Genomic DNA, 20,255 nt, shown 5'->3' with positions numbered 1-20,255 from the left:
GCTCACATCTCCTTGCGCAGATCGACGAGGCGCAGCGCGAGCGCGATGACGGCGGTGATGATGACGGTGAGCACCACGCCGGCCACCGCCGCGAAGGCCCATTTGAGCGAGCCGACCTGGCTCACGATGATGTTGCCGAGCAGGTTCACCTTGCGCCCCGACAGCGAGGCGGCGGTGGCGAATTCGCCGAGCACCATGACCGAGACGAAGATCGCCCCGACCATCACCCCGGGCAGCGACAGCGGCAGGATGATGCGGCGGAAGATGGTGCCGAAGGAGGCGCCAAGATCGCGCGCCGCCTCGATCACCGAGGGCTCGATCCGGCCCAGCATGAAGGTGATCGGCCCGACCATGAACACGCAGTAGATCTGCGTCATCCCGACCAGCACCGAGAATTCAGAAAACAGCAGGAACTCGAGCGGATGCGAGATGATCCCGAGCTTCATCAGGATCATGTTGATCGCGCCCTCGGTGCCCAGCATCGGCCGCCAGGCGATGACGCGGATCAGGAACGAGGTCCAGAACGGGATCACGCAGGCGACCAGCAGCGCCGTCTGCACCGTCTTGTTGCGCACGAACAGCCCGATGAACAGCGCCACCGGATAGCCGATCGCCACCGTCGCGACGAGGACGATCGCCCAGATCCGCAGCGTCGTGCCGATCGCCGCAAGATAGGTCGACGAGCCGAGGAAGCGCTGCCAGCTTGCGGTGGTCAGCGAGGGTTCCACCGAGAAGGTGGTCTGCGTCCAGAACGAGACATAGACCACCATGCACATCGGCAGCACCATGAAGAGTGCCATCCAGATCAGCCCCGGCGAGAGCAGGGCGAGGGCGCGGTTGCGGTCCTTGCGCGCGCGCAGCGCGGCGGGCGAGGCGGCGGCGGCGGGGCGGGACGGGGTCTCCGTCGACAGGGCGGTCATCAGGCGGCTCCGTGGAACTGGCGCGCGGCATCGGGCGCGAAGTGAAGGTCATAGCGCGCGCCCTCGGTCAGTTCGGGCAGGCGCGGGGTGCTGAGATGGTCGACCACCTGCAACAGCGTGCCGTCCTCGGCACGGAAGAAGGACAGCGCCGTCGGGCCGTTGAACTCGCCGGTCAGATACTGCGCGGCAAGATGCGGGCGCCCGTCGGGCACGGCGCCGGGGGGGCTGACGTCGATCTGGTCGAAGCGCACGGCGATCTCGCCCTGCGCCGCGCCGCCCGCGCACAGCCCGGCGGGAAAGATGTTCCAGGCGTTCAGATGGCGCGCCGCGGCGGCATTGCGCGGGGCGGTGAACAGCATCTCGGGCGCGTCCGACTGCACGATCCGCCCGCCCGCCAGCACCGCGACCTCGTCGCCCATCGTCAGCGCCTCGGTCTCGGAGCCGGTGACATGCAGGAAGCTGACCTTCAGCCGCTCGCGGATCGCGCGCAGCTCGTCGCACATCCGCGCGCGCAAGTTCGCATCGAGCGCGCCGAGCGGTTCATCCAGCAGCACGATGCGCGGTTCGCACACCAGGGTGCGCGCCAGCGCGACACGCTGGCGCTGGCCGCCCGAGATCGCGCCGACGCCGCGATGGCCAAAGCCCGCAAGCCCCACGAGCTCGAGCGCCGCCTCGGCCCGGGCGCGGATCTCGGCGTCGTCGGTGATCGGGGCCCGCGCGCGATGACGCAGGCCGAATTCGACGTTCTGCGCCACGGTCAGATGCGGAAACAGTGCGAAGTTCTGGAACACGAAGCCGATGTCGCGCAGATGCGGCGGCTGGCCGTCGATGCGCTCGCCATGAATCGCGATCTCGCCCTGATCGGGCTCCTCGAAGCCCGCGATCAGGCGCAAAAGCGTCGTCTTGCCCGCCCCCGACGCACCGAGCAGCGCCATGTAGGTGTTGTCCGGAACGACGAGGTCCACGCCATCGAGGGCGGTGTTCGCGCCATATCGGCGCGTTACTCGGCTGAGCGTCAGCACATCGGTCTCCCCGTTTATCGATTTTTCGCATGCAAACATCGATTCGCGAGTCCGATCAAACAGAAAATGATTTCGGCATTCAAAAAATCATTTTACCGGACGAAAACCAATGTATGCTGCAAGTGCAGCGCCAGAAGACGCGCCAGCAATGCTGAATTTTCGCACAAATCTTGTGCAAACCCAGAAAACAGCGGCGCGCACTAAACGAATTTTGCATGCAAACAAAAAGCGTTTCCCTCTGGGCCGCGGGCTTCGTATGGTTCTGACGGAACGACACGACACGAGGCCCGGATGCCGGTTTCAGCACTCCCCGCGCGCGAGGCGGATGACTCGGACAGGCCTTCGACCCTGTTCGAGCTGGCCGCGGACCTGATCCGCCACAACATCGAGACCGGGCGGCTGTCCCCCGGCCTCGTGCTGCAGGAAAGCGCGCTCTCCGAACGGATGGAGATGTCGCGCGCGACGGTGAAACGCGCGCTCGAGATGATCGAGGCCGAGGGCCGGATCCGCCGCTTTTCCGGTCGCGGCTTCCTCGTCTGCGGCGGCAGCGGCGATCCGCGCCGCGACGACCTGCGCCAGATCGAGCTCGACCTGACCGGCCTCGACGACAGCGTGGGCAAGCCGAACTGGCTGCGCATCTATGACGACGTCGCCCATCACGTGACGCGCTGCCCGGCCTTCGGCCGCTACCGGATCATCGAGGCGCTGGTGGCCGAGGAATATGGCGTCTCGCGCACCATCATCCGCGACGTGCTGGGCCGGTTGCAGGAGCGCGGCCTGATCCAGAAAAGCCGCACCTCGCGGTGGGTGGTCGAGCCACTGACCTCGCAGCGGATCAAGGACAAGTACGAGCTGCGGGTGATCCTCGAGACCGCGGCGCTGCGCTCGGCCAAGTTCCCGGTGGCCGAGCTGCGCGGGCTGGCGGACGAGATCGCGGCGCTGTCGCCGCGCACGCGGCTGACCCCGGGGCAATGGTTCTCGCTCGACCGGCGCTTCTTCGAGATGATGATCCTGACCACCCCGAATGAGGATCTGGCGGGCTATGCCTCGAGCAACCGGCTTGCGCTCGAGGCCTGCCAGTCGGCGCTGTTCTCGCTCGGCCTGCCGCCCGACACGCAATCGCTGCTCGAACTCGGGCAGGTGGTCGAGCTGGCGCTGTCGGGCTCGATCTCGGCCGCGGCCAGCATGCTCGCGACGCATCTGCACAAGGCGCGCGAGCGGACGATCGCGCAGCTCAAGATCACCTCGATCATCGAGCCGGCCTCCGATTTCCCGGACTATCTGCAGCCCGCCTGAGCGGGCGACTGCGCGAAACGAAAAAGCGCGGCCGGCCTGCGCCGTCGGATCGCCGTCGAGACAGGTCAGCACCGCCCGCTCGTCGACATCACCTCATCGACGTGACGGCAGGTGAAGTCCCTGCCGCAGCCGGGGGGGCGCTGAGGGGAACGATGCGCGTGCCCGGGGTCGCGGATGCAGCCGAGGACGTCCTTGCCGGGCAGCGCGAAGACGCGATCGCGCGCGGCACAATGCCCTGAGGGGCCGGACGGGGGCCGCTGCGGCCCCCGTCCCCAGCTCAGATCAGGTGGCGCGGGATGGTCTCGGACCAGTCGCGGCGCGCCACCTCGCTGTCGCCCTCGCGCGCGACCAGATGGCCGCTGAGGTGGAAATGCGTCGCATCCGAGGTCATCTCGGTCACCGTCTCGACCCGGGTGCGCCAGCCCTCGCGCCCCATCTCGTAGCTTTGCGTCAGCACGTAGCGCGCCGAGAGCGGGTCCTCGGGCCGGATCGTCAGCTCGCGCCGCAGGTTGTGTTCCAGCTCGGTGCCGATCTCGTCGAAGCGCACGACGCCCTCGCCGAAGAGGCCGCCGCGCCCTTCCGTGACATAGGTCGCGACGCCGGTCAGATGGTCGAAACTCGACTGCCGCAGCATCAGCCCCGGGTCGGTCTGGGTCATCGGCGTGCGCGGCCCATGGGCGGGCGGCGCGAAACGCACCTCGGCCTGCGGCGCGGCCGGGTCGCGCACCGGCAGGGCGAGCGTCGAGCCCGCCGGGGTGACGGTGACGGTGGCGGCGCTCGGCGCGGGCCAGATCGCCGGCCAATAGGCGGTGCCGACCGAGACCCGGATCCGGTGGCCGGGCAGGAAGCGATGACCACAGGCCGAAAGCGTCACCCGGACCCGATAGGGTTTGCCGGGCACGAGCGGCGCGGGCGTCTCGTGGCTGTCGCGATGCGTCAGGTTCAGCACCTGATACGAGACCCGCAGCACCTCGCCCGAGGGCAGCACGTCGCACAGCCGCACCGCCAGCTGCGCCACTGGCGCATCGGCGCTGAGCTCAAGCATCAGCTCGGGCGCGCCGAGGATCTCGATCGCCTCCTCGAGCACCGGCGTGGTGAAGTTCAGCGAGCCGCCATCATCGAGCCGCTGGTCGGTCGGCATCTCGCCGTCGCAGCCGGTGCCCATCCATTCGCCCGCCGCGCGGCCGTGGTCCTGCGGCGAGCAGACCGGCAGCGTCGCATCCGAGCTCTCGGGCGTGTCCGCAAGCGCGCCGTCGGCGCGCAGGTGCAACAGCCGGTCGGCGATCGCCGGGCTCGGCCAGGAGGGCTCGCCGACCCAGCGGCCGGGCTGCGCCTTGCGGGTGCCGGTGGGCGCGACCGGGTCGTTGATGAAGGCGCGCAGCTGCGGCTCGTCCATCACCCCGGTGTCGACGCCCTTCAGCCACTGGTCCCACCAGCGCACCGCCTCCTGCAGGAAGCCGATCGCCGGGCCGGGCACGCCGTCCATCGGGTAGATGTGGCCCCAGGGCCCGATGATGCCACGCGCGGGCACCTGCAGATTGGCCAGCAGCCGCGGCACGGTGTTGGTGTAGCTGTCGGCCCAGCCGCCCACCACCAGCACCGGGCACTGGATCGCCGACCAGTCCTCCTGCACCGAGCCGTGCTTCCAGTAGGCGTCATAGGTCTGGTGTTCGGTCCAGATCCCCGGGAAGAACGGCAAGGTCGCGATCCGGTCGAGCCAGCGCGCGCGCCAGCCCTCGCCCGCGATCTCGGGATCGAGCGGGCGCGACTGATAGGCCAGCATGATCGAGCCCCACCACAGGTTGTCGTTCAGCAGGCAGCCGCCCATGAAATGGATGTCGTCGCGGAAGCGGTCGTCGGTGGAATAGCAGGTCAGGATCGCCTTCAGCGCCGGCGGGCGGCGCATCGCCACCTGCAGGCAGTTGAAGCCCGACCAGCTCTTGCCCATCATGCCCACGTTGCCCGAGCACCAGTCCTGCGCCGCGATCCAGGCGATCACCTCGAGCGCGTCGTCCTGCTCGAGCTTCAGGTATTCATCGGCCATATGCCCGTCGGAGTCGCCCGTGCCGCGAATGTCGACGCGCACCGCGGCATAGCCGTTTTGCGCGAAATAGCCGTGCATCGGCTCGTCCCGGCCGCGGGTGCCGTCGCGCTTGCGGTAGGGAATGTATTCGAGAACCGCCGGCACCGGCTTCGACCGCGCCCCCTCGGGCAACCAGATCCGGGCCGCGAGGCGAGTGCCATCGCGCAGCGTGATCCACGTGTTTTCAATGATTTCCAAGTTCATTTTGCCCTCCGAAGGCATGTCGGGAAACGGGGGGCGCGGCGCGCCCCCTGCAGGATCTTGAGGAAATTCGGGTCAGCGCGCGGCCATGACCTCGTCGAGCCAGTCGGTGCGCAGTTGCGGCACCGCATCGAGCAGCCGGCGCGTGTAGGGGTCCTGCGGATCGGCGAACAGCGCGGCGGTCTCGCCGGTCTCGACCACCCGGCCCTTCTGCATCACCATCACCCGATCGGCGAGGCGCTGCACCACCGAGAGGTCATGGGTGATGAAGAGATAGGTCATCCCCAGCTCGTCCTGCAGCTTGCGCAGAAGCCGCAGGATCTCCTCGGCCACCAGCGGATCGAGCGCCGAGGTCACCTCGTCGCAGATCATCAGCTCGGGCTCGGCGGCAAGCGCGCGGGCAATGCAGACCCGCTGCTTCTGTCCGCCCGAGAGCGCCGAGGGCAGGCGCGCGGCGAAGTCGGCCGGCAGGCCGATCTGCTCGAGCAGCCGCGCCACCTCATCCGCCAGCGCCTTGCCGCGCAGCCCGCGGAACAGCGCCAGCGGCCGGCCGATCGCCTCGCCCACGCTCTGGCGCGGGTTCAGCGCCACGTCGGGCAGCTGATAGACGAGCTGGATGCGCCGCAGCTGCGCGGGGCTCCGGTCGCGGAACCGCGGCGGCAGGGACGTGCCGTCGAAGGCGACGGAGCCGGCGCGCGGCGGCAACAGCCCCGACACCAGCCGCGCCAGCGTCGACTTGCCCGAACCGGATTCACCCACCACCGCCAGCGTCTCGCCCCGCTTCAGCGTCAGCGAGACGTCATGCAGCACCGGCGTCTGGCCATAGCTTGCAGTGACCTTCTCGACAGACAGCAGCGCCTTGCCGGTGCGGTGATGCGCGCCCGAGACCGCGCCAAGGCTCTCGCGCCGCTCCGACACCAGCGCGCGGGTATAGTCCTGCTGCGGCGCCTCGAGCAGCGCGGCGGTGGGACCGGTTTCCACCTCGCGGCCATGGCGCAGCACCATCAGCCGGTCGGCGATCTGCGCGATCACGGCGAGGTCATGGGTGATGTAGAGCGCCGCGGTGCCATAGCGCCGGATCACCTCGCGCAGAAGGGCCAGCACCTCGATCTGGGTCGTCACGTCAAGCGCGGTGGTGGGCTCGTCGAGCACCAGGATGTCGGGCTTGCCCGCCATCGCCATCGCGATCATCGCGCGCTGCAGCTGGCCGCCCGAGACCTGATGCGGATAGCGCGCGCCGAAATGCTCTGGGTCGGGCAGTTGCAGCGCCCGGAACAGCTCGAGCATCCAGGCGCGGGCCTCGGCCTCGGGCATCAGCCCGTGCAGCAGCGGCACCTCGAGGATCTGGGTATCGAGCCGCATCGCCGGGTTGAAGGCGGCGGCCGCGCTTTGCGCGACATAGGCGATGCGGGTGCCGCGCAGGGCCTCGCGGGTGGGGCGCGAGGCCTCGCGCATCTCGGTGCCGACAAGGCGGATCTCGCCGCCGGTGATCCGGCAGCCGCCGCGGCCATAGCCCATCGAGGCCAGACCGATCGTCGACTTGCCGGCCCCGGATTCGCCGATCAGGCCGAGCACCTCGCCCGGGTTCAGATCGAGCGAGACGCCGTGCAGCAGCACCGCGCCATTCGGCGCCTCGACCCGCAGGTCGCGGATTTCAAGCACATGGCTCATCGGTTTTCCCCCTGCACGGTGGTGCGGCCGGCCAGCGCCCAGTCGACGACGAGGTTGACGCCGATGGTGACCAGCGCGATCGCCCCGGCCGGGAACAGCGGCGCGTAGAGGCCGTAAAGGATGCCCTGCTGGTTGTCGCGCACCATGCCGCCCCAGTCGGCGAAGGGCGGCTGCACGCCAAGGCCCAGATAGGACAGGCCCGCCACGAACAGGAAGGTGAAGCAGAAGCGCATGCCGAATTCGGCCATCAGCGGCGGCAGCGCATTGGGCAGGATCTCGCGGCGCAGCATCCACCACAGCCCCTCGCCGCGCAGGCGGGCGACCTCGGCATATTCCATCACCACGATGCCCTGGGCCACCACGCGCGACAGCCGGAACACCCGCGTGCTGTCCAAAAGCGCGATGGTGCCGATCAGCACCGGCAGGCTGGAGCCGAGCGCCTGCAGCACCACGAGGGCCGAGATCAGCACCGGGATCGACATGATGACGTCGATCAGCCGCGCGCCGATCAGGTCGGGCCAGCCGCCGTTCAGCGCGGCCAGAAAGCCCAGCGGAACACCGATGCAGAACGAGATCACCACCGCCGCAAGCGACACGCCGACCGACATCCGCGCGCCATAGAGCAGCCGCGAGAGCATGTCGCGCCCGTTCTGGTCGAGGCCGAGCAGATGGCCCGCAGAGGGGTCGGCGAAGGGCGTACCCAGCACCTCCTCCTGCCCGAAGGGGGCGAGCATCGGCCCGAACAGAAACAGCGCCGCGGTGGCGGTGACGATCAGCAGCCCGAGCAGGGCAGAAAGCGGCAGCCGCCCGAAAACCGGAAGGGTCATCTCAGACCTCCTTCGCGCGCGGATGGCGCAGGCGCGGGTTCAGCGCGATCGCGGCGACATCGGCCACGAGATTCAGCACGACATAGACCGCGGCAAAGACCATCGCCGCCGCCTGCACCATCGGCAGGTCGCGTTTCGACACCGCATCGACCATGAACCGGCCCAGCCCGTTGTAGTTGAAGATCGACTCGACCAGCACGACGCCGGCGATCAGATAGGTCAGGTTGAAGGCGACGACGTTGACGATCGGCGCCAGGGCGTTCGGCGCGGCATGGCGCAGCACGACGCGGCCGTTCCTCATGCCCTTGAGATAGGCGGTCTCGATATAGGGCTGGTCCATCACCGCAAGCACGGTGGTGCGCGTCATCCGCATGATCTGCGCCACGGTGACCAGAACCAGCACCAGCATCGGCAGGGTGGTGGCCTCGAGCCAGGCGGCAAGCCCCATCCCCGACCAGGTGTCGGCAAGGCTCGGCAGCAGCCCGTATTGCACGGACACGAAGAGGATCAGCAGCAGGCCGAGGAAATACTCCGGCAGCGACACGGTGGCCAGCGCCACCACAGTCGCCACCCGGTCGAAGAGCGAGCCGCGGAACGCCGCCGAGGCGATGCCCAGCCCGACGGCCAGCGGCACCGCGATCACCGCGGCATAGCCCGCGAGCGCCATGGTGTTCCAGAACCGCGGCCAGAGCAGCTCGCCCACCGGCTGCCGGTTCGCCAGCGACACGCCCAGATCGCCCTGCACGATGCCCGCGGCCCAGCCGAGATAGCGCGCCACCGGCCCGGCGTTCAGGCCCAGCTGCTCGCGCAGCGCGGCCAGCGACTCGGGCGTCGCATTCTGTCCCAGGATCGCCGCGGCGACATCGCCGGGCAGGAGTTCCGTGCCGGCGAAGACCAGCACGGAAACCAGGGCGAGGGTCACGACCCCCAGCCCCAGACGTTGCACGATCAGCTTGCCCATCAGCTGTCCAGCCAGACCTTTTCGGCGAGCCGGGCGCCCATCAGGTTGAACATCGGGTGCGGGGTCACGCCCTTCACCTTCTTCGACACCCCGTCGAGATAGTCGCCGAACATCGGGATCATCGCGCCACCCTCGTCATGGATCATGCGCTGCAGCTCCCAATAGATCTCGCGCCGCTTCTGGTCGTCGAGCAGCGCGCGGGCCTCGCCCAGCAGCCGGTCGAAATCGGCATTGGCCCAATGCGTGTCGTTCTGCGCCGAGGCCGAGGAATAGGCGATGGTCAGCATCTGGTCCGCCGTCGGCCGCCCGCCCCAATAGGACATGCAGAACGGCGCCTTCATCCAGACATTGTCCCAATAGCCATCGGCCGGCTCGCGCTGGATCGACACCTCGATGCCGGCGGGCGCCGCCGCCGTGCGATAGATCGCCGCCGCGTCGACCGCCCCCGGGAAGGCCGCATCCGAGCTTTGCAGCGTCAGCTTCAGCCCGTCCATGCCCGCCTGTTTCAGGAAGAACTTCGCCTTCTCCGGGTCATAGGCGCGCTGCGCCAGCTCGGTGTTGAAGAAGCGGTCGGTGACCGGGATCGGGTGGTCATTGCCAAGCGTGCCATAGCCCAAAAGCGCGGTCTGCAGCAGCTGCTCGCGGTTGACGGCGTATTTCACCGCCTGGCGCACGTTCACATCGGTGAAGGGCGCCTGCGTGCAATCCATCAGGAAGGTGTAGTGCTGCCCGCCCTTCGAGCGCACGATCTGCAGGTTCTTGTTGCGGGCGAGCAGGTCGACGGTCTTGAAGTCGAGGCTGTTGATCGCCTGCACCTGCCCCGACATCAGCGCATTGGTCCGCGCCGCGATGTCGTTGATGACGATCACCTCGACCGCATCGACATTGGCACAGCCCGGCTTCCAGTAGTTCGGGTTGCGGGTGAAGCGGGCGCGCACGCCGGGCTCGATGCTATCCGGGATGAAGGGGCCGGTGCCGATCGGGTTCGCCCAGTCGTCAAAGCCCGTGGGCACCACCAGGAAGTGATAATCCGACAGCACATAGGGCAGGTCGGCATTGCCCGAGGCGAGGGTGATCTTCACCTCGTGCTCCGACAGCTTCTGCACATCGGCAAAGGCCGCCGCGACCGAGCGCGCCGCCGAGGAGCTGTCGCCGCGGTGCAGGTTCAGCGAATAGACCACGTCATCGGCGGTGAGCGTCTTGCCGTTGTGGAAGGTCACGCCCTGGCGCACCTTGAACACCCATTCCAGCGCGCCCGCACCCGCTTCCCAGCTTTCGAACAGCTCGGGCCGGGCGATGTTGTCGGCGTCGATCTCGACGAGGCCGTTCATCACCATGTAGGCTTGGTTCACCGGCACCCAGTCGTTCAGCTTGCGCAGGTCGAAATCGTCGGTGGTCGAGCCGCCGCCGATGCCCATGCGCAGCAGTCCGCCGCGCTTCGGCGCGTCTTCGGCGCGCAGCTGCCCGGGCAGCAGCGACAGCGCCGAAAGCCCCGCGGCGCCGGCCAGCAGGCCGCGGCGCCCGATCTGAAATCCCGTTCCTCGTGTCGTCATCTTGCCCCGCACGCTTTCGCGGCGTCTCCCTGGTGTTGCCCCTGACCGGGGTCGCTTCGTTGTTCACTCGAACCTAGGGAAACCGCCCCGGCGGGCAAATGAATTTCCGTCATACCCCCGTGACGGACGGTCAGTCGCCCGGCCCCGGCGGCGCGGGCGCGCCGGTGCCGTGACGGTTGCTGGCGACCAGCCAGTCAGCCAGACGCCGGGCCGACTGGCGCAGGTGGCGCTGGCTCGAGCGCATCAGGTAATATTGTCCCTGCCCGGTCAGGCGATGCGGATGCGCCTCGACCAGCCGGCCGGCGTCGATCAGGTCCTGCACCAGCCAGGTCCAGCCCATGGCGACGCCGATGCCCTGCATCGCGGCCTCGATCGCCAGCCGGTAGCTGCCCATCTTCCAGCGCAGCGTGTCGGGCGGCAGCGCCACATCGGCACTGAACAGCCAATTGCCCCAGTCCGTCCATTCCTTGAAGGTCTCCTCCATGGTCAGCAACAGCGGCGCCTCCATCTCGACCAGCGGCGGCTGACCGGGCGCACAGACCGGCACCATCTGCTCGGGGCCAAGCGGCTGCATGACGAAATCGGCCATCCGCACCGGGCGGTGATAGATCCCCAGATCGTATTCGTCGGGCCGCAGCTGCGAGATGTTCTCGTCCACCCGCAGCTTCAGCTCCAGCCAGGGCAGCTCGCGGCGCAGCGCGGCAAGGCGCGGCATGATCCACAGATCGGCCACGCCCTGCGAACAGGCGAGCACCACACGGTGGCTGTCGCGCGCCCCCTGCATGCCCTCGCCCAGCACCGAGAGCGCATCCATCGCCTGCCCGACCTGCAGCGCATATTCCTGCCCAAGCGCGTTCAGCGCGACCCCCGCGGCGGTGCGCTCGAAGAGCACCGCGCCGACGTGGTCCTCGAGCCGCGAGATCTGCCGGCTGACCCCGCTTTGCGTCAGCCCAAGCATCTGCGCCGCGGCCGAGATCGAGCCGCAGCGCGCCACCGTCTGGAAGGCGATCAGGGCGTTGAGCGGGGGGATGCGCGGGCCGGTCGTCATGCGTTCCTCGAGTGGAGATGGCGGCAGGAATGGCATGAAACCGGCCGGACACCCGCCATGAAAATTTATCATGGCTCCAGACGCAAGCCCCCCTTTCGTTTTCCACCGCGTGGTCTAGAACGGCGGCACACGGACGCGCGTCGCGGCCGCGCAAGATATCCCGCCGGTCGCACCCGGCAGTCTCGGAGTGACGGGCATGAACCTGCCTGACGTGATCGGCCTTGTCGGGGCCGGAGCCTACCTTGGCGCCTATGCGCTGTTGCAGATGGGGCGGCTTTCCGTCCGCGACGGGCGCTATGCGCTGCTGAACGTGCTTGGCGCGCTGGCGCTGCTGACGTCGCTGTTCTGGCAGTGGAATCTGGGCGCCTTCGTGTCGCAAGGCGCGTGGCTGCTGTTCACCGTGGTGGGGTTCCTGCGCAACGCGGCCCCGCAGCGGCGCGCCGCCTGAGGCGCGCCACCCGTAAAGATCGGACCGGGCTCAGGCCGGCAGCACCACCGGCACCGCGCCCGCGCGCAGGCGCAGCGCCGCACTCGCCCCGGCGGCGGGCAGTTCGGCCGCGGCCGAACGCGGCACGTCGAGGATCATCTCCTCGCCGCTGGAAACCCGGCCGATCACCCGCAGGCTGCGGCCGTGGAAGACCACGTTCTCGACCCGGATCGGGATGCCGGCGGCGGCGGTCGACAGCTCGAGATCCTCGGGGCGCAGGCCCAGAACCACGGCGCTGCCCGCGCCGAACCCATGCGCCTCGGCCGGCATCGGCAGGCTCGATCCCGGCACCTCGAGCCGGCCATCGGCCGAGACCTTGCCCGGCAGCAGGTTCATCGTGCCGATGAACCCCGCGACGAAGCGGGTGGCGGGGCGATCGTAAAGCTCGGCCGGCGAGGCGATCTGCTCGATCTCGCCGCCCTGCATCACCGCGATCCGGTCCGAGATCGACAGCGCCTCGGTCTGGTCGTGGGTGACCATCACGAAGGTGGTGCCAAGCCGCGCCTGCAGGTTCTTCAGCTCGATCTGCATCTGCTCGCGCAGGCTCGCGTCCAGCGCCGAGAGCGGCTCGTCCAGCAGCAGAAGCTGCGGCTCGCAGACGATCGCGCGGGCCAGCGCCACACGCTGGCGCTGCCCGCCCGAGAGCGCCGAGACCGGGCGTTTCGCCTTGTCGGCAAGGCCCACGAGCTCGAGCGCCTCGGCCACCTTGCGGCGGATCTCGGCCCGCGGCGTGCCGCGCACCGAAAGCCCGAAGGCCACGTTCTCGGCCACATCCATGTGCGGAAAGACCGCGTAATCCTGAAACACCGTGTTCACCGGCCGGCGGTTCGGCGGCAGATGGCCGATCTCGGCACCGCCCAGCAGGATCTGCCCCGAACTTGCCGCCTCGAACCCCGCGACCACGCGCAGCGTCGTCGTCTTGCCGCAGCCCGAGGGGCCGAGCAGGCTCACGAATTCGCCGGCCGCAATGTCGAGGTCGATGTCCTTCAGGCCGAAATGCCCGTTGCCGAAGATCTTGCTGACCTTGCGCAGGCTCAGGAGCGGGTCATTCGTCATCGCGCACCTCCGATTTCTTGGTGGCATTGATCCAGATGATGATGCAGCGCTCGTCTCCCTCGTTGCGGAAGGAGTGGAGCAGCAACGAGCGGAAGGCGAAGCTGTCGCCGGTGCGCAGATGATAGGTGGTGCCGTCGATCACCAGCTGCGCCGTGCCCTGCATCACGAAGCCGAACTCGTGGCCCTGATGCGAATAGGCCTCGGCGGTGCCGCCGCCGGGCTCGACCTCGACCAGCATGCCGGTGAGCGCGGCGCCGGGCGGGGAGAGGAGCTGCTTGCGCACCCCCTCGGAATGCACCGGGATGTCACGCCGGTTGCCCGCGCGCACGCAGTAGATGTCGTTGCTCTCGGCACTGTCCTCGAGCAGCCGCGCGGCATCGACGCCGAGCGCGGTGGCGAGCGGCCAGAGCGTGCGCACCCGGAGCGAGGAGACCCCGCGCTCGATCTGGCTGAGCGCGCCGACCGAGATCCCCGCCTGCCCGGCAAGTTCGGTCAGCGATAGCCCCGCCTCGAGCCGAAGCGCGCGCAGGCGCCGCCCGACCATGACGTCGGCGTTGTTCTCGTCGCGCGCGGTGTCGGCGGCGTCGGTGGAAATGTCCTGACCCATCGTCTCTTTCTTCTCGCTTTCCGGCTGTGGGCAGAGGCCACCGGCCCCCGCCCTGTTCCTGGCCCTGCTCAGCCGCCGGCCTTGATCCGCTCGAACATCTTGGCAAGCTCGTCATTCTGCTTCATCGGCCCGGTGAAGACCGTCGTCGAGAGCATCGTCTGCGGATCGGCGGGCAGTTTCAGCTCGTCGAGCTTCTCCTGCGGCACCTCGGCGAAGGCGGTCGCGGTCGAGGCGCCATAGCCGTAATTCTCGATCAGCGCCTTGCCCGAGTCGGGCTCGAGGCGGCTGTTGATCAGATCATAGGCGAGATCGACGTTCTTCGCGTCCTTCAGCAGCACGAAGCCGCAGGTCCAGGTCAGCATGCCTTCCTTCGGGTTCATGAACTCGACCGGCACGCCCTGCTTCTTCAGCGCCACCGCAGAGGCGTTCCAGGTCATCGCCGCGACGAGTTCCCCCGAGGCGAGCGACTGCTCGACCGAGGTCATGTCGGTGGTATAGCTCGACAGCACCGGGCGCTGTTCGCGCAGCTTCTCCTCGACCTTCTTCAGGCCGTCGGCGTCCATGTCGAAGGGGCTGACCCCCGCCAGAAGCGCGGCGACGACCGGCGTGTCATGCACCGCGTCGATGGTGGCAAGGCGGCCCGCATATTGCGGATCCCAGAGCATGTTCCAGCTCTGCTCGGCATCGGGCGCGACCATGTCGGAGCGGTAGAGCACCGAGGTATTGCCCCAGTCCCACGGCACCATCCAGACCTTGCCATCGCCCGCCTGGATGTCGGGCAGCTCGCGCAGAACCGGGAAGATGCTGTTCCAGTTCTTGATCCGCGTAGTGTCGATCGGCTGCAGCAGGCCTTCCTTGTTCCAGCGCGCGATCTTGTCGTAGCAGGGATGGGCGACATCGGGGGGGAAGCCCGCCTTGACCTTGGTGAAGGCGTCGTCGTCATCGCCGAAGACCGAGGTCTCGAGCGCGTCGGGATGCGCCTTCAGGAAGCTCTGGCTGAACTCGGGCAGCTCGTACCCCGACCAGGTGAAATAGCTGAGCTTGTCCTCGGCCAAGGCGGGCGTGGCGACCCCGGCGGCAAGCGTCAGCGTAAGCAGCGTCTTCTTCATTGGTATGACCTCCTGTTGTTGTTCGTCTTGGTTTTCTTGTCGTTCCGGGCGGGCTCAGACCCGGCTGCGCCGACGCAGCAGCTCCGCGAGACCCGCGAGCAGGGCCGAGACCAGCAAGATCAGCGCGCCAAGCGCCATCACCACCGGCAGCGATTTCGGGAAGCGCAGCTGGCTCCAGATATAAAGCGGCAGCGTGGGCTCCGTGCCGGCGAGGAAATAGGCGACGATGAACTCGTCGAACGAGGTGAGGAAGGACAACGTGAAAGCCGAGCCGATCGCCGACCAGGCGAGCGGCAGCACGGCGCGGCGGAACACGGTGAAATCCGAGGCGCCAAGGTCGGCCGCCGCCTCGGCGATCGAGCGCGGGATCGCCGCGAAGCGCGCGCGCAGCACGGTGACGGCCGCGGGCAGGCAGACCAGCACATGGCCCAGCACGATCGCGATCCGCGAGGGGCCGAGGCCGGCGAGATTGACGAGGATCAGCAGCGCGATGCCGACGATGACCCCCGGGATCAGGATCGGCAGCCGCGCGAGCACCCCGATCAGCCGCGACAGCACGGGGCGCGGGAAGACCTCGAGATAGGTGATCGTGGTGGCGCAGAGCGTCGCGATGCTGGCCGCGGCGATCGCGATGCCCAGGCTGTTCCTCAGCGCCTGCCCGATCGCCGGGGTTTGCAGCAGCGTGCGATACCACTCGAGCGTCAACCCCTTCATCGGGAACGCGGCCTGGATCGAATCGTTGAAGGAGAACAGCGGGATCAGCGCCACGGGCAGATAGAGAAAGACGAGATAGGCGCCGATGTAGATCGGCAGCAGGCGGCCCTGTTTCATGTCCGGCTCCCCCAGCGGCGATCGGCCTGCCGCACCAGCGCGACGGCGATCAGGATGACGAGCATGGTGGCGGTGGCGAGTGCGGCGCCGAACGGCCAGTCGTTCGCCTTGCCGAACTGCGCCTGGATCAGGGTGCCGATCATCGTGCTGGCCGGGCCGCCGACCATCGCCGGCGTGACGTAGTCGCCCAGCGTCGGCACGAAGACGACGAGCGCCCCGCCCAGAACCCCGGGCATCGAGATCGGCAGCACCACGCGGCGAAACAGCTGCGCCTTGGTGGCACCAAGATCCGCCCCCGCCTCGAGCAGCGAGCGCGGGATCGTCTGCAGCGCGACATAGATCGGCAGGATCGCGAAGGGCGCATAGGCATGGGCCAGCGTCAGCACCACCGCCGCCGGGTTGTTCAGGAACATCATCGACGGCTTGTCCCACAGGCCAAGCTCGATCATCGCCGAGTTCAGCACGCCGTTGTAGGCAAGGACGATCTTCCAGGCGAAGACGCGCAGCAGGTAGCTCGTCCAGAACGGCAAGGTGACGAGGAACAGCAGCAGGCCGCGATGCCGCCCGGCGCGGAAGGCCAGATACCAGGCGACCGGATAGGCGGTGACGACGGTGGCCAGCGTCACCAGCCCCGAGATCCAGAGCGAGCGCAGCATCACCTTGGCATAGAGCGGGTCGGCCAGGATCTGCGCGAAATTGCCCAGCGTCAGCGGGCCGCGCAGCAGCCCCTGGTCATTGACCCGGAACCCGAGCCCCAGCACCAGCGCCAGCGCAAAGGCCACCAGTCCGAAGGTCACCAGCGCGCCGGGCAAGGACATCGCGCACAGGAACCCCGCCCCGTTTGCCAGTCGTCGCATCTTCTCTCCCCTCCCATGTCGGGGGGATCACGGCGGGAATCGAAAACCGGATCCATAATTTATCGTTTCGTGAAAAGTTATGAGTCATTTTCATTTCTGTCAAATGCCCTGTGCCGCGCGTTGGTTGCGTTCGCCGCCCGGCCCGGTTGCAAAAGCCGGTGAGAGGAAACCCGCCTTGAAATCCCGAGGGGTCGATCGTCGCCATGCCGAAGCCTGCCCCCGTGCCCGAAGGACGCCCCCCCCCATCCGGTTGCGGCGTTTCCGTCCCGTGGCGTTTTCTCCCCTGATCCGGCTCGATCCGACGATGGAGAACGGACGGCATGCCGGGCCGGCCGGCGCGCTCGGCACGAATAATGTCCACCTCTGTACTCCTCGATGGCATATTGGCGCCCGGAGAGTTCACCCGCGGACTTTTAATTGACACATGTGAACATTATCAGCCAATCTCTCCGTACATCCCACCCGAAAAGGCCGCTCCGATGTCGAACGATCCCCTCCTCCAGCCCTTCCAGCTCAAGCATCTCACGCTGCGCAACCGCATCATGATCACCAGCCACGAGCCGGCCTATCCCGAGGACGGCATGCCGAAGGAACGGTATCGCGCCTATCACGTCGAGCGGGCGAAGGCGGGGGTGGCGCTGACGATGACGGCGGGATCGGCCTCGGTTTCGCGCGACAGCCCGCCGGTGTTCAACAACATCCTCGCCTGGAAGGACGAGGTCGTCGGCTGGATGAAGCAGCTCGCCGACGAATGCCACGATCATGGCGCAGCGGTGATGATCCAGCTGACCCATCTCGGGCGCCGCACCCGCTGGGACAAGGCCGACTGGCTGCCCGTCGTCTCGCCCGGACATGAGCGCGAGGCGGCGCACCGGTCGTTCCCGAAGAAGCTGGAAGACTGGGATATCGCCCGCATCATCAACGACTATGTCGACGCGGCGGAACGGATGAAGGCCGCCGGCCTCGACGGGCTGGAACTGCAGGCCTATGGCCATCTGATGGATCAGTTCTGGTCGCCGCTGACCAATGATCTCGACGGCCCCTATGGCGGCAGCCTCGACAACCGGCTGCGCTTCACCTTCGAGATCCTGCGCGGCATCCGCGACCGCTGCGGCGAGGATTTCATCCTCGGCGTGCGCTATACCGGCGACGAGGATCTGCCCGGTGGGCTGACCGCCGAGGACGGCCTCACCATCTCGCACAAGCTGAAGGAGAGCGGGCTGGTCGACTTCCTCAATGTGGTGAAGGGCCATATCGACACCGACGCCGGGCTGACCGATGTGATCCCGGTGCAGGGCATGCGCAACGCGCCGCATCTGGAATTTGCCGGCAAGATCCGCGCCGCGACCAATGTCCCGACCTTCCACGCCGCCAAGATCCCCGATGTGCCGACGGCACGTCACGCGATCGCCGCGGGGCTCGTTGACATGGTCGGCATGACCCGCGCCCACATGGCCGACCCGCATCTGGTGCGCAAGGTGATCGAGGGCCGCGAGGACGACATCCGCCCCTGCGTCGGTGCGAACTACTGCCTCGACCGGATCTACCAGGGCGGCATGGCGTTTTGCCTGCACAACCCCGCCACCGGGCGCGAGCAGACGATGCCGCAGACCATCCCCGCCGCCACGGAAAGGCGCCGCGTCACCATCGTCGGCGCCGGTCCCGCCGGGATCGAGGCCGCCCGTGTCGCGGCCGAGCGCGGCCATGCGGTGACGGTCTTCGAGGCGGCAGACGAACCCGGCGGCCAGATCCGCCTCACTGCCCTTGACGAACGCCGCCGCGAGATGATCTCGATCATCGCCTGGCGCATGGCGCAATGCGAGAAGAAGGGTGTCACCTTCCATTTCAACACTGTTGCCGATGCCGGGACCGTTCTGGCCACCGCGCCCAACGAGGTGATCATCGCGACCGGCGGGCTACCCCATACCGAGGTGCTCACGGCCGGCAACGACCTCGTCTGTTCGGCCTGGGACATTCTCTCGGGCGATGTGAAGCCCGGCCGCACGGTGCTGATCTTCGACGATGCGGGCGATCACGCGGGCCTGCAGGCCGCCGACCTGATCTCGCGCACCGGCGCCGCGGTCGAGATCGTGACCCCGGACCGCAGCTTCGCGCCCGAGGTGATGGCGATGAACCTCGTGCCCTACATGCGCAATCTGCAAAAGCGCGACACGACCTTCACCGTGACCTGGCGGCTGCACGCGGTCGCGCGCGAGGGCAATCGGTTGCGGGCGGTGCTGGGCTCGGATTACAGCGATGTCACGCGCGACCGGCTGGTCGATCAGGTCGTGGTGAACCACGGCACCCGGCCGCTCGACGAGCTCTATTTCGAGCTGAAGCCGCTGTCGTCGAACCTCGGCGAGGTCGATTACGAGGCCCTGACGACCGGCGGTCTGCAGACCCTCGCCCCCAATCCCGACGGGGCGTTCCGCCTGTTCCGCATCGGTGATGCGGTGGCCGCGCGCAACACCCATGCGGCGCTCTATGACGCGCTGCGGCTGGTGAAGGATCTGTGACTCCGGCCCGCACCGCGCCCCTTCGGGCCGGCGTGTCGCTTGCCCGAAGGCCGTTGGCGGCGACTGTCGCACGCGCGCCGAGATCCTCGCGGCGAGCAGGGCACAACGGACCGAGCGGACGGGAATCCCCCCGTCCACTCGCGCAGATCAGCTGACGGGCACATAGTCATGCCTGGCATAGAACCGGGCCATCTCGCGCGGCTCCGGCGCCTTGCCGCCACTGTAGATCTCGACGTAATTCGGGATCCGCGCCATGCGAAGGGCAAGCGGTTCCCGAACCTGCATCGAGATATAGCCGATCTGCGCAAGGTAGATCGTGCGGGCGCGCACGTCTGCGTCGATCGGCTCATGCCCCCATTTGCGCAGCAGATCGCAAAGCGCCGTCAGCCGCAGTGAATCCGCGGCCCGGACCCTCTCCATGATGCGGTCGTCCTGAAGCGCCCAGCTCCGCACGGCGAATTCAAGCCTGTCATCGAAGGTCTCCTCGCGCAGGAAACACCCGATCACGTTCAAAAGCGCCTCGGCCTCGGTTTCGGCATAGCTTGATGCCGCCGCGACAAGCGGCGCCGTCGTGCGCGTGTCCCAACGACTGGCGAGCGCCTGGAGCAGCGTCTCCCGATCCTTGAAATGCCAGTAGAAACTGGTGCGGGACAGCTTGAGACGGTTGGCAAGGGGCAGGATCTTGACCGCGTCGATGCCGTTCTCGACGAGCGCCTCATAGGCCGCCTCGAGCCAACCTTCGTAGGAGCCTCTCCAGCCGGTTTCCGCATCAGATTGGTCAGTCATGTCGACTTCATAGGACAGGATGGCAAGCAAGAGCAAGCCTTCCGCTCTTAGGTCCCCCGTTCGTGACGGGCGCGTTCGGTATAGAGATAGGGAGACGTATCATTGGTAGCGTGGCCGGGTGGCGTGGCCGGGTGGCGTGGCCGGGCGCTCTGATTGCGCAAGCGCACAATGCGCTTCTGGGGTGTCTGCTTGCCCGGAGCGGAGTTCGGTCCGACGGCGGTGTGGCAGCTTCCGCCGGGGGTCGTTGATGGGATCGAAGATTTGTATTGACCCAGCGGAATCTGCTCAGTTTAAGCCGCTAATCTGAATGCCTCGGCAGGTGTGCGCATGGTGACCTGCTCCCCTGAAACGTCCTCGTTTTGAGGTTAGCCTGTTCTCCAACCAAGGAGACAGACGATGAAGAGAAGCCGTTTCAGCGAAGAGC

Annotated in this window: 17 protein-coding genes; 3 read left to right on the top strand and 14 right to left on the bottom strand. The window is 67.8% G+C overall.

Annotation, left to right across the window (positions count from 1 at the left end):
• Positions 1–2: 2 nt before the first annotated feature.
• The gene (locus tag DYS74_RS16640) at positions 3–920 is read right to left on the bottom strand and encodes an ABC transporter permease (RefSeq protein WP_121534800.1); all 918 of its coding nucleotides are present in this window, start codon (positions 918–920) and stop codon (positions 3–5) included.
• The gene (locus DYS74_RS16635) at positions 920–1,942 is read right to left on the bottom strand and encodes an ABC transporter ATP-binding protein (RefSeq protein ID WP_245965321.1); all 1,023 of its coding nucleotides are present in this window, start codon (positions 1,940–1,942) and stop codon (positions 920–922) included. The genes DYS74_RS16640 and DYS74_RS16635 overlap by 1 nt, the downstream gene beginning before the upstream one ends.
• Before the next feature lie 291 nt (positions 1,943–2,233).
• Between DYS74_RS16635 and DYS74_RS16630 the strand changes: the two genes are divergently transcribed.
• Positions 2,234–3,238 (top strand): GntR family transcriptional regulator, encoded by a 1,005-nt coding sequence (locus tag DYS74_RS16630; protein ID WP_121534798.1) that lies wholly within the window; start codon positions 2,234–2,236, stop codon positions 3,236–3,238.
• Positions 3,239–3,515: 277 nt separating this feature from the next.
• Here the strand turns inward: DYS74_RS16630 and DYS74_RS16625 are convergent, their stop codons facing one another.
• The 6 genes from DYS74_RS16625 to DYS74_RS16600 form a co-directional block, all read right to left on the bottom strand.
• Positions 3,516–5,525, bottom strand: coding sequence for a CocE/NonD family hydrolase (locus DYS74_RS16625; protein WP_121534797.1), 2,010 nt, complete (start codon positions 5,523–5,525; stop codon positions 3,516–3,518).
• 72 nt (positions 5,526–5,597) lie between these two features.
• Positions 5,598–7,193 carry an ABC transporter ATP-binding protein gene (locus tag DYS74_RS16620; RefSeq protein WP_121534796.1) on the bottom strand — a complete coding sequence of 532 codons (1,596 nt, stop codon included), beginning with the start codon at positions 7,191–7,193 and terminating at the stop codon, positions 5,598–5,600.
• A complete protein-coding gene (locus DYS74_RS16615) occupies positions 7,190–8,020 on the bottom strand; it encodes an ABC transporter permease (protein WP_121534795.1) in 831 nt (276 codons plus the stop codon). Before DYS74_RS16615 ends, DYS74_RS16620 begins: the two co-directional genes overlap by 4 nt.
• 1 nt (position 8,021) lies before the next feature.
• Positions 8,022–8,981, bottom strand: a complete 960-nt coding sequence (locus DYS74_RS16610) for an ABC transporter permease (protein WP_121534794.1) — start codon at positions 8,979–8,981, stop codon at positions 8,022–8,024.
• Entirely contained in the window at positions 8,981–10,534 is a 1,554-nt protein-coding gene (locus tag DYS74_RS16605) for an ABC transporter substrate-binding protein (protein ID WP_121534793.1), read from the bottom strand. The genes DYS74_RS16610 and DYS74_RS16605 overlap by 1 nt, the downstream gene beginning before the upstream one ends.
• Positions 10,535–10,664: 130 nt before the next feature.
• A complete protein-coding gene (locus DYS74_RS16600) occupies positions 10,665–11,582 on the bottom strand; it encodes a LysR family transcriptional regulator (protein WP_121534792.1) in 918 nt (305 codons plus the stop codon).
• 196 nt (positions 11,583–11,778) lie between these two features.
• On the opposite strand from DYS74_RS16600, the gene DYS74_RS16595 reads away from it, so the two are divergent.
• Positions 11,779–12,030 (top strand): CBU_0592 family membrane protein, encoded by a 252-nt coding sequence (locus DYS74_RS16595; protein WP_121534829.1) that lies wholly within the window; start codon positions 11,779–11,781, stop codon positions 12,028–12,030.
• Between the two features lie 30 nt (positions 12,031–12,060).
• Here DYS74_RS16595 and DYS74_RS16590 read toward each other — a convergent pair whose 3' ends face one another.
• The 5 genes from DYS74_RS16590 to DYS74_RS16570 all read right to left on the bottom strand — a co-directional run bounded on the left by DYS74_RS16590 (position 12,061) and on the right by DYS74_RS16570 (position 16,529).
• Complete coding sequence (locus tag DYS74_RS16590) at positions 12,061–13,125, bottom strand: ABC transporter ATP-binding protein (protein ID WP_121534791.1); 1,065 nt, start codon at positions 13,123–13,125, stop codon at positions 12,061–12,063.
• Entirely contained in the window at positions 13,115–13,732 is a 618-nt protein-coding gene (locus DYS74_RS16585; RefSeq protein ID WP_121534790.1) for a cupin domain-containing protein, read from the bottom strand. Before DYS74_RS16585 ends, DYS74_RS16590 begins: the two co-directional genes overlap by 11 nt.
• A gap of 68 nt (positions 13,733–13,800) precedes the next feature.
• Positions 13,801–14,841, bottom strand: a complete 1,041-nt coding sequence (locus DYS74_RS16580; protein WP_121534789.1) for an ABC transporter substrate-binding protein — start codon at positions 14,839–14,841, stop codon at positions 13,801–13,803.
• Between the two features lie 54 nt (positions 14,842–14,895).
• On the bottom strand, positions 14,896–15,672 hold the full coding sequence (locus tag DYS74_RS16575; RefSeq protein WP_121534788.1) for an ABC transporter permease: 777 nt from the start codon (positions 15,670–15,672) through the stop codon (positions 14,896–14,898).
• Positions 15,669–16,529: an ABC transporter permease gene (locus DYS74_RS16570; protein WP_121534787.1), complete on the bottom strand. Its 861-nt coding sequence runs from the start codon at positions 16,527–16,529 to the stop codon at positions 15,669–15,671. Before DYS74_RS16570 ends, DYS74_RS16575 begins: the two co-directional genes overlap by 4 nt.
• 479 nt (positions 16,530–17,008) lie before the next feature.
• On the opposite strand from DYS74_RS16570, the gene hpbA reads away from it, so the two are divergent.
• Positions 17,009–19,045 carry an N-methyl-L-proline N-demethylase HpbA gene (gene hpbA, locus DYS74_RS16565; RefSeq protein ID WP_121534786.1) on the top strand — a complete coding sequence of 679 codons (2,037 nt, stop codon included), beginning with the start codon at positions 17,009–17,011 and terminating at the stop codon, positions 19,043–19,045.
• Between the two features lie 147 nt (positions 19,046–19,192).
• On the opposite strand, the gene DYS74_RS16560 is transcribed toward hpbA, so the two are convergent.
• Positions 19,193–19,831 carry a TetR/AcrR family transcriptional regulator gene (locus tag DYS74_RS16560; protein WP_121534828.1) on the bottom strand — a complete coding sequence of 213 codons (639 nt, stop codon included), beginning with the start codon at positions 19,829–19,831 and terminating at the stop codon, positions 19,193–19,195.
• Positions 19,832–20,255 lie beyond the last annotated feature (424 nt).

This window comes from Paenirhodobacter hankyongi, assembly GCF_003664585.1.
Classification (GTDB): domain Bacteria; phylum Pseudomonadota; class Alphaproteobacteria; order Rhodobacterales; family Rhodobacteraceae; genus Rhodobacter; species Rhodobacter hankyongi.
The sequence above is the reverse complement of the archived record's forward strand: the minus strand, read 5'-3'. Positions and strand labels throughout refer to the sequence as shown.

What these genes read in the sequence shown, in the direction of transcription:
- DYS74_RS16640 (WP_121534800.1), bottom strand. Translation starts at nt 920, where the DNA reads ATGACCGCCCTGTCGACGGAGACCCCGTCCCGCCCCGCCGCCGCCGCC.
- DYS74_RS16630 (WP_121534798.1), top strand. Translation starts at nt 2,234, where the DNA reads ATGCCGGTTTCAGCACTCCCCGCGCGCGAGGCGGATGACTCGGACAGG.
- DYS74_RS16625 (WP_121534797.1), bottom strand. Translation starts at nt 5,525, where the DNA reads ATGAACTTGGAAATCATTGAAAACACGTGGATCACGCTGCGCGATGGC.
- DYS74_RS16620 (WP_121534796.1), bottom strand. Translation starts at nt 7,193, where the DNA reads ATGAGCCATGTGCTTGAAATCCGCGACCTGCGGGTCGAGGCGCCGAAT.
- DYS74_RS16615 (WP_121534795.1), bottom strand. Translation starts at nt 8,020, where the DNA reads ATGACCCTTCCGGTTTTCGGGCGGCTGCCGCTTTCTGCCCTGCTCGGG.
- DYS74_RS16610 (WP_121534794.1), bottom strand. Translation starts at nt 8,981, where the DNA reads ATGGGCAAGCTGATCGTGCAACGTCTGGGGCTGGGGGTCGTGACCCTC.
- DYS74_RS16605 (WP_121534793.1), bottom strand. Translation starts at nt 10,534, where the DNA reads ATGACGACACGAGGAACGGGATTTCAGATCGGGCGCCGCGGCCTGCTG.
- DYS74_RS16600 (WP_121534792.1), bottom strand. Translation starts at nt 11,582, where the DNA reads ATGACGACCGGCCCGCGCATCCCCCCGCTCAACGCCCTGATCGCCTTC.
- DYS74_RS16595 (WP_121534829.1), top strand. Translation starts at nt 11,779, where the DNA reads ATGAACCTGCCTGACGTGATCGGCCTTGTCGGGGCCGGAGCCTACCTT.
- DYS74_RS16590 (WP_121534791.1), bottom strand. Translation starts at nt 13,125, where the DNA reads ATGACGAATGACCCGCTCCTGAGCCTGCGCAAGGTCAGCAAGATCTTC.
- DYS74_RS16585 (WP_121534790.1), bottom strand. Translation starts at nt 13,732, where the DNA reads ATGGGTCAGGACATTTCCACCGACGCCGCCGACACCGCGCGCGACGAG.
- DYS74_RS16580 (WP_121534789.1), bottom strand. Translation starts at nt 14,841, where the DNA reads ATGAAGAAGACGCTGCTTACGCTGACGCTTGCCGCCGGGGTCGCCACG.
- DYS74_RS16575 (WP_121534788.1), bottom strand. Translation starts at nt 15,672, where the DNA reads ATGAAACAGGGCCGCCTGCTGCCGATCTACATCGGCGCCTATCTCGTC.
- DYS74_RS16570 (WP_121534787.1), bottom strand. Translation starts at nt 16,529, where the DNA reads ATGCGACGACTGGCAAACGGGGCGGGGTTCCTGTGCGCGATGTCCTTG.
- hpbA (WP_121534786.1), top strand. Translation starts at nt 17,009, where the DNA reads ATGTCGAACGATCCCCTCCTCCAGCCCTTCCAGCTCAAGCATCTCACG.
- DYS74_RS16560 (WP_121534828.1), bottom strand. Translation starts at nt 19,831, where the DNA reads ATGACTGACCAATCTGATGCGGAAACCGGCTGGAGAGGCTCCTACGAA.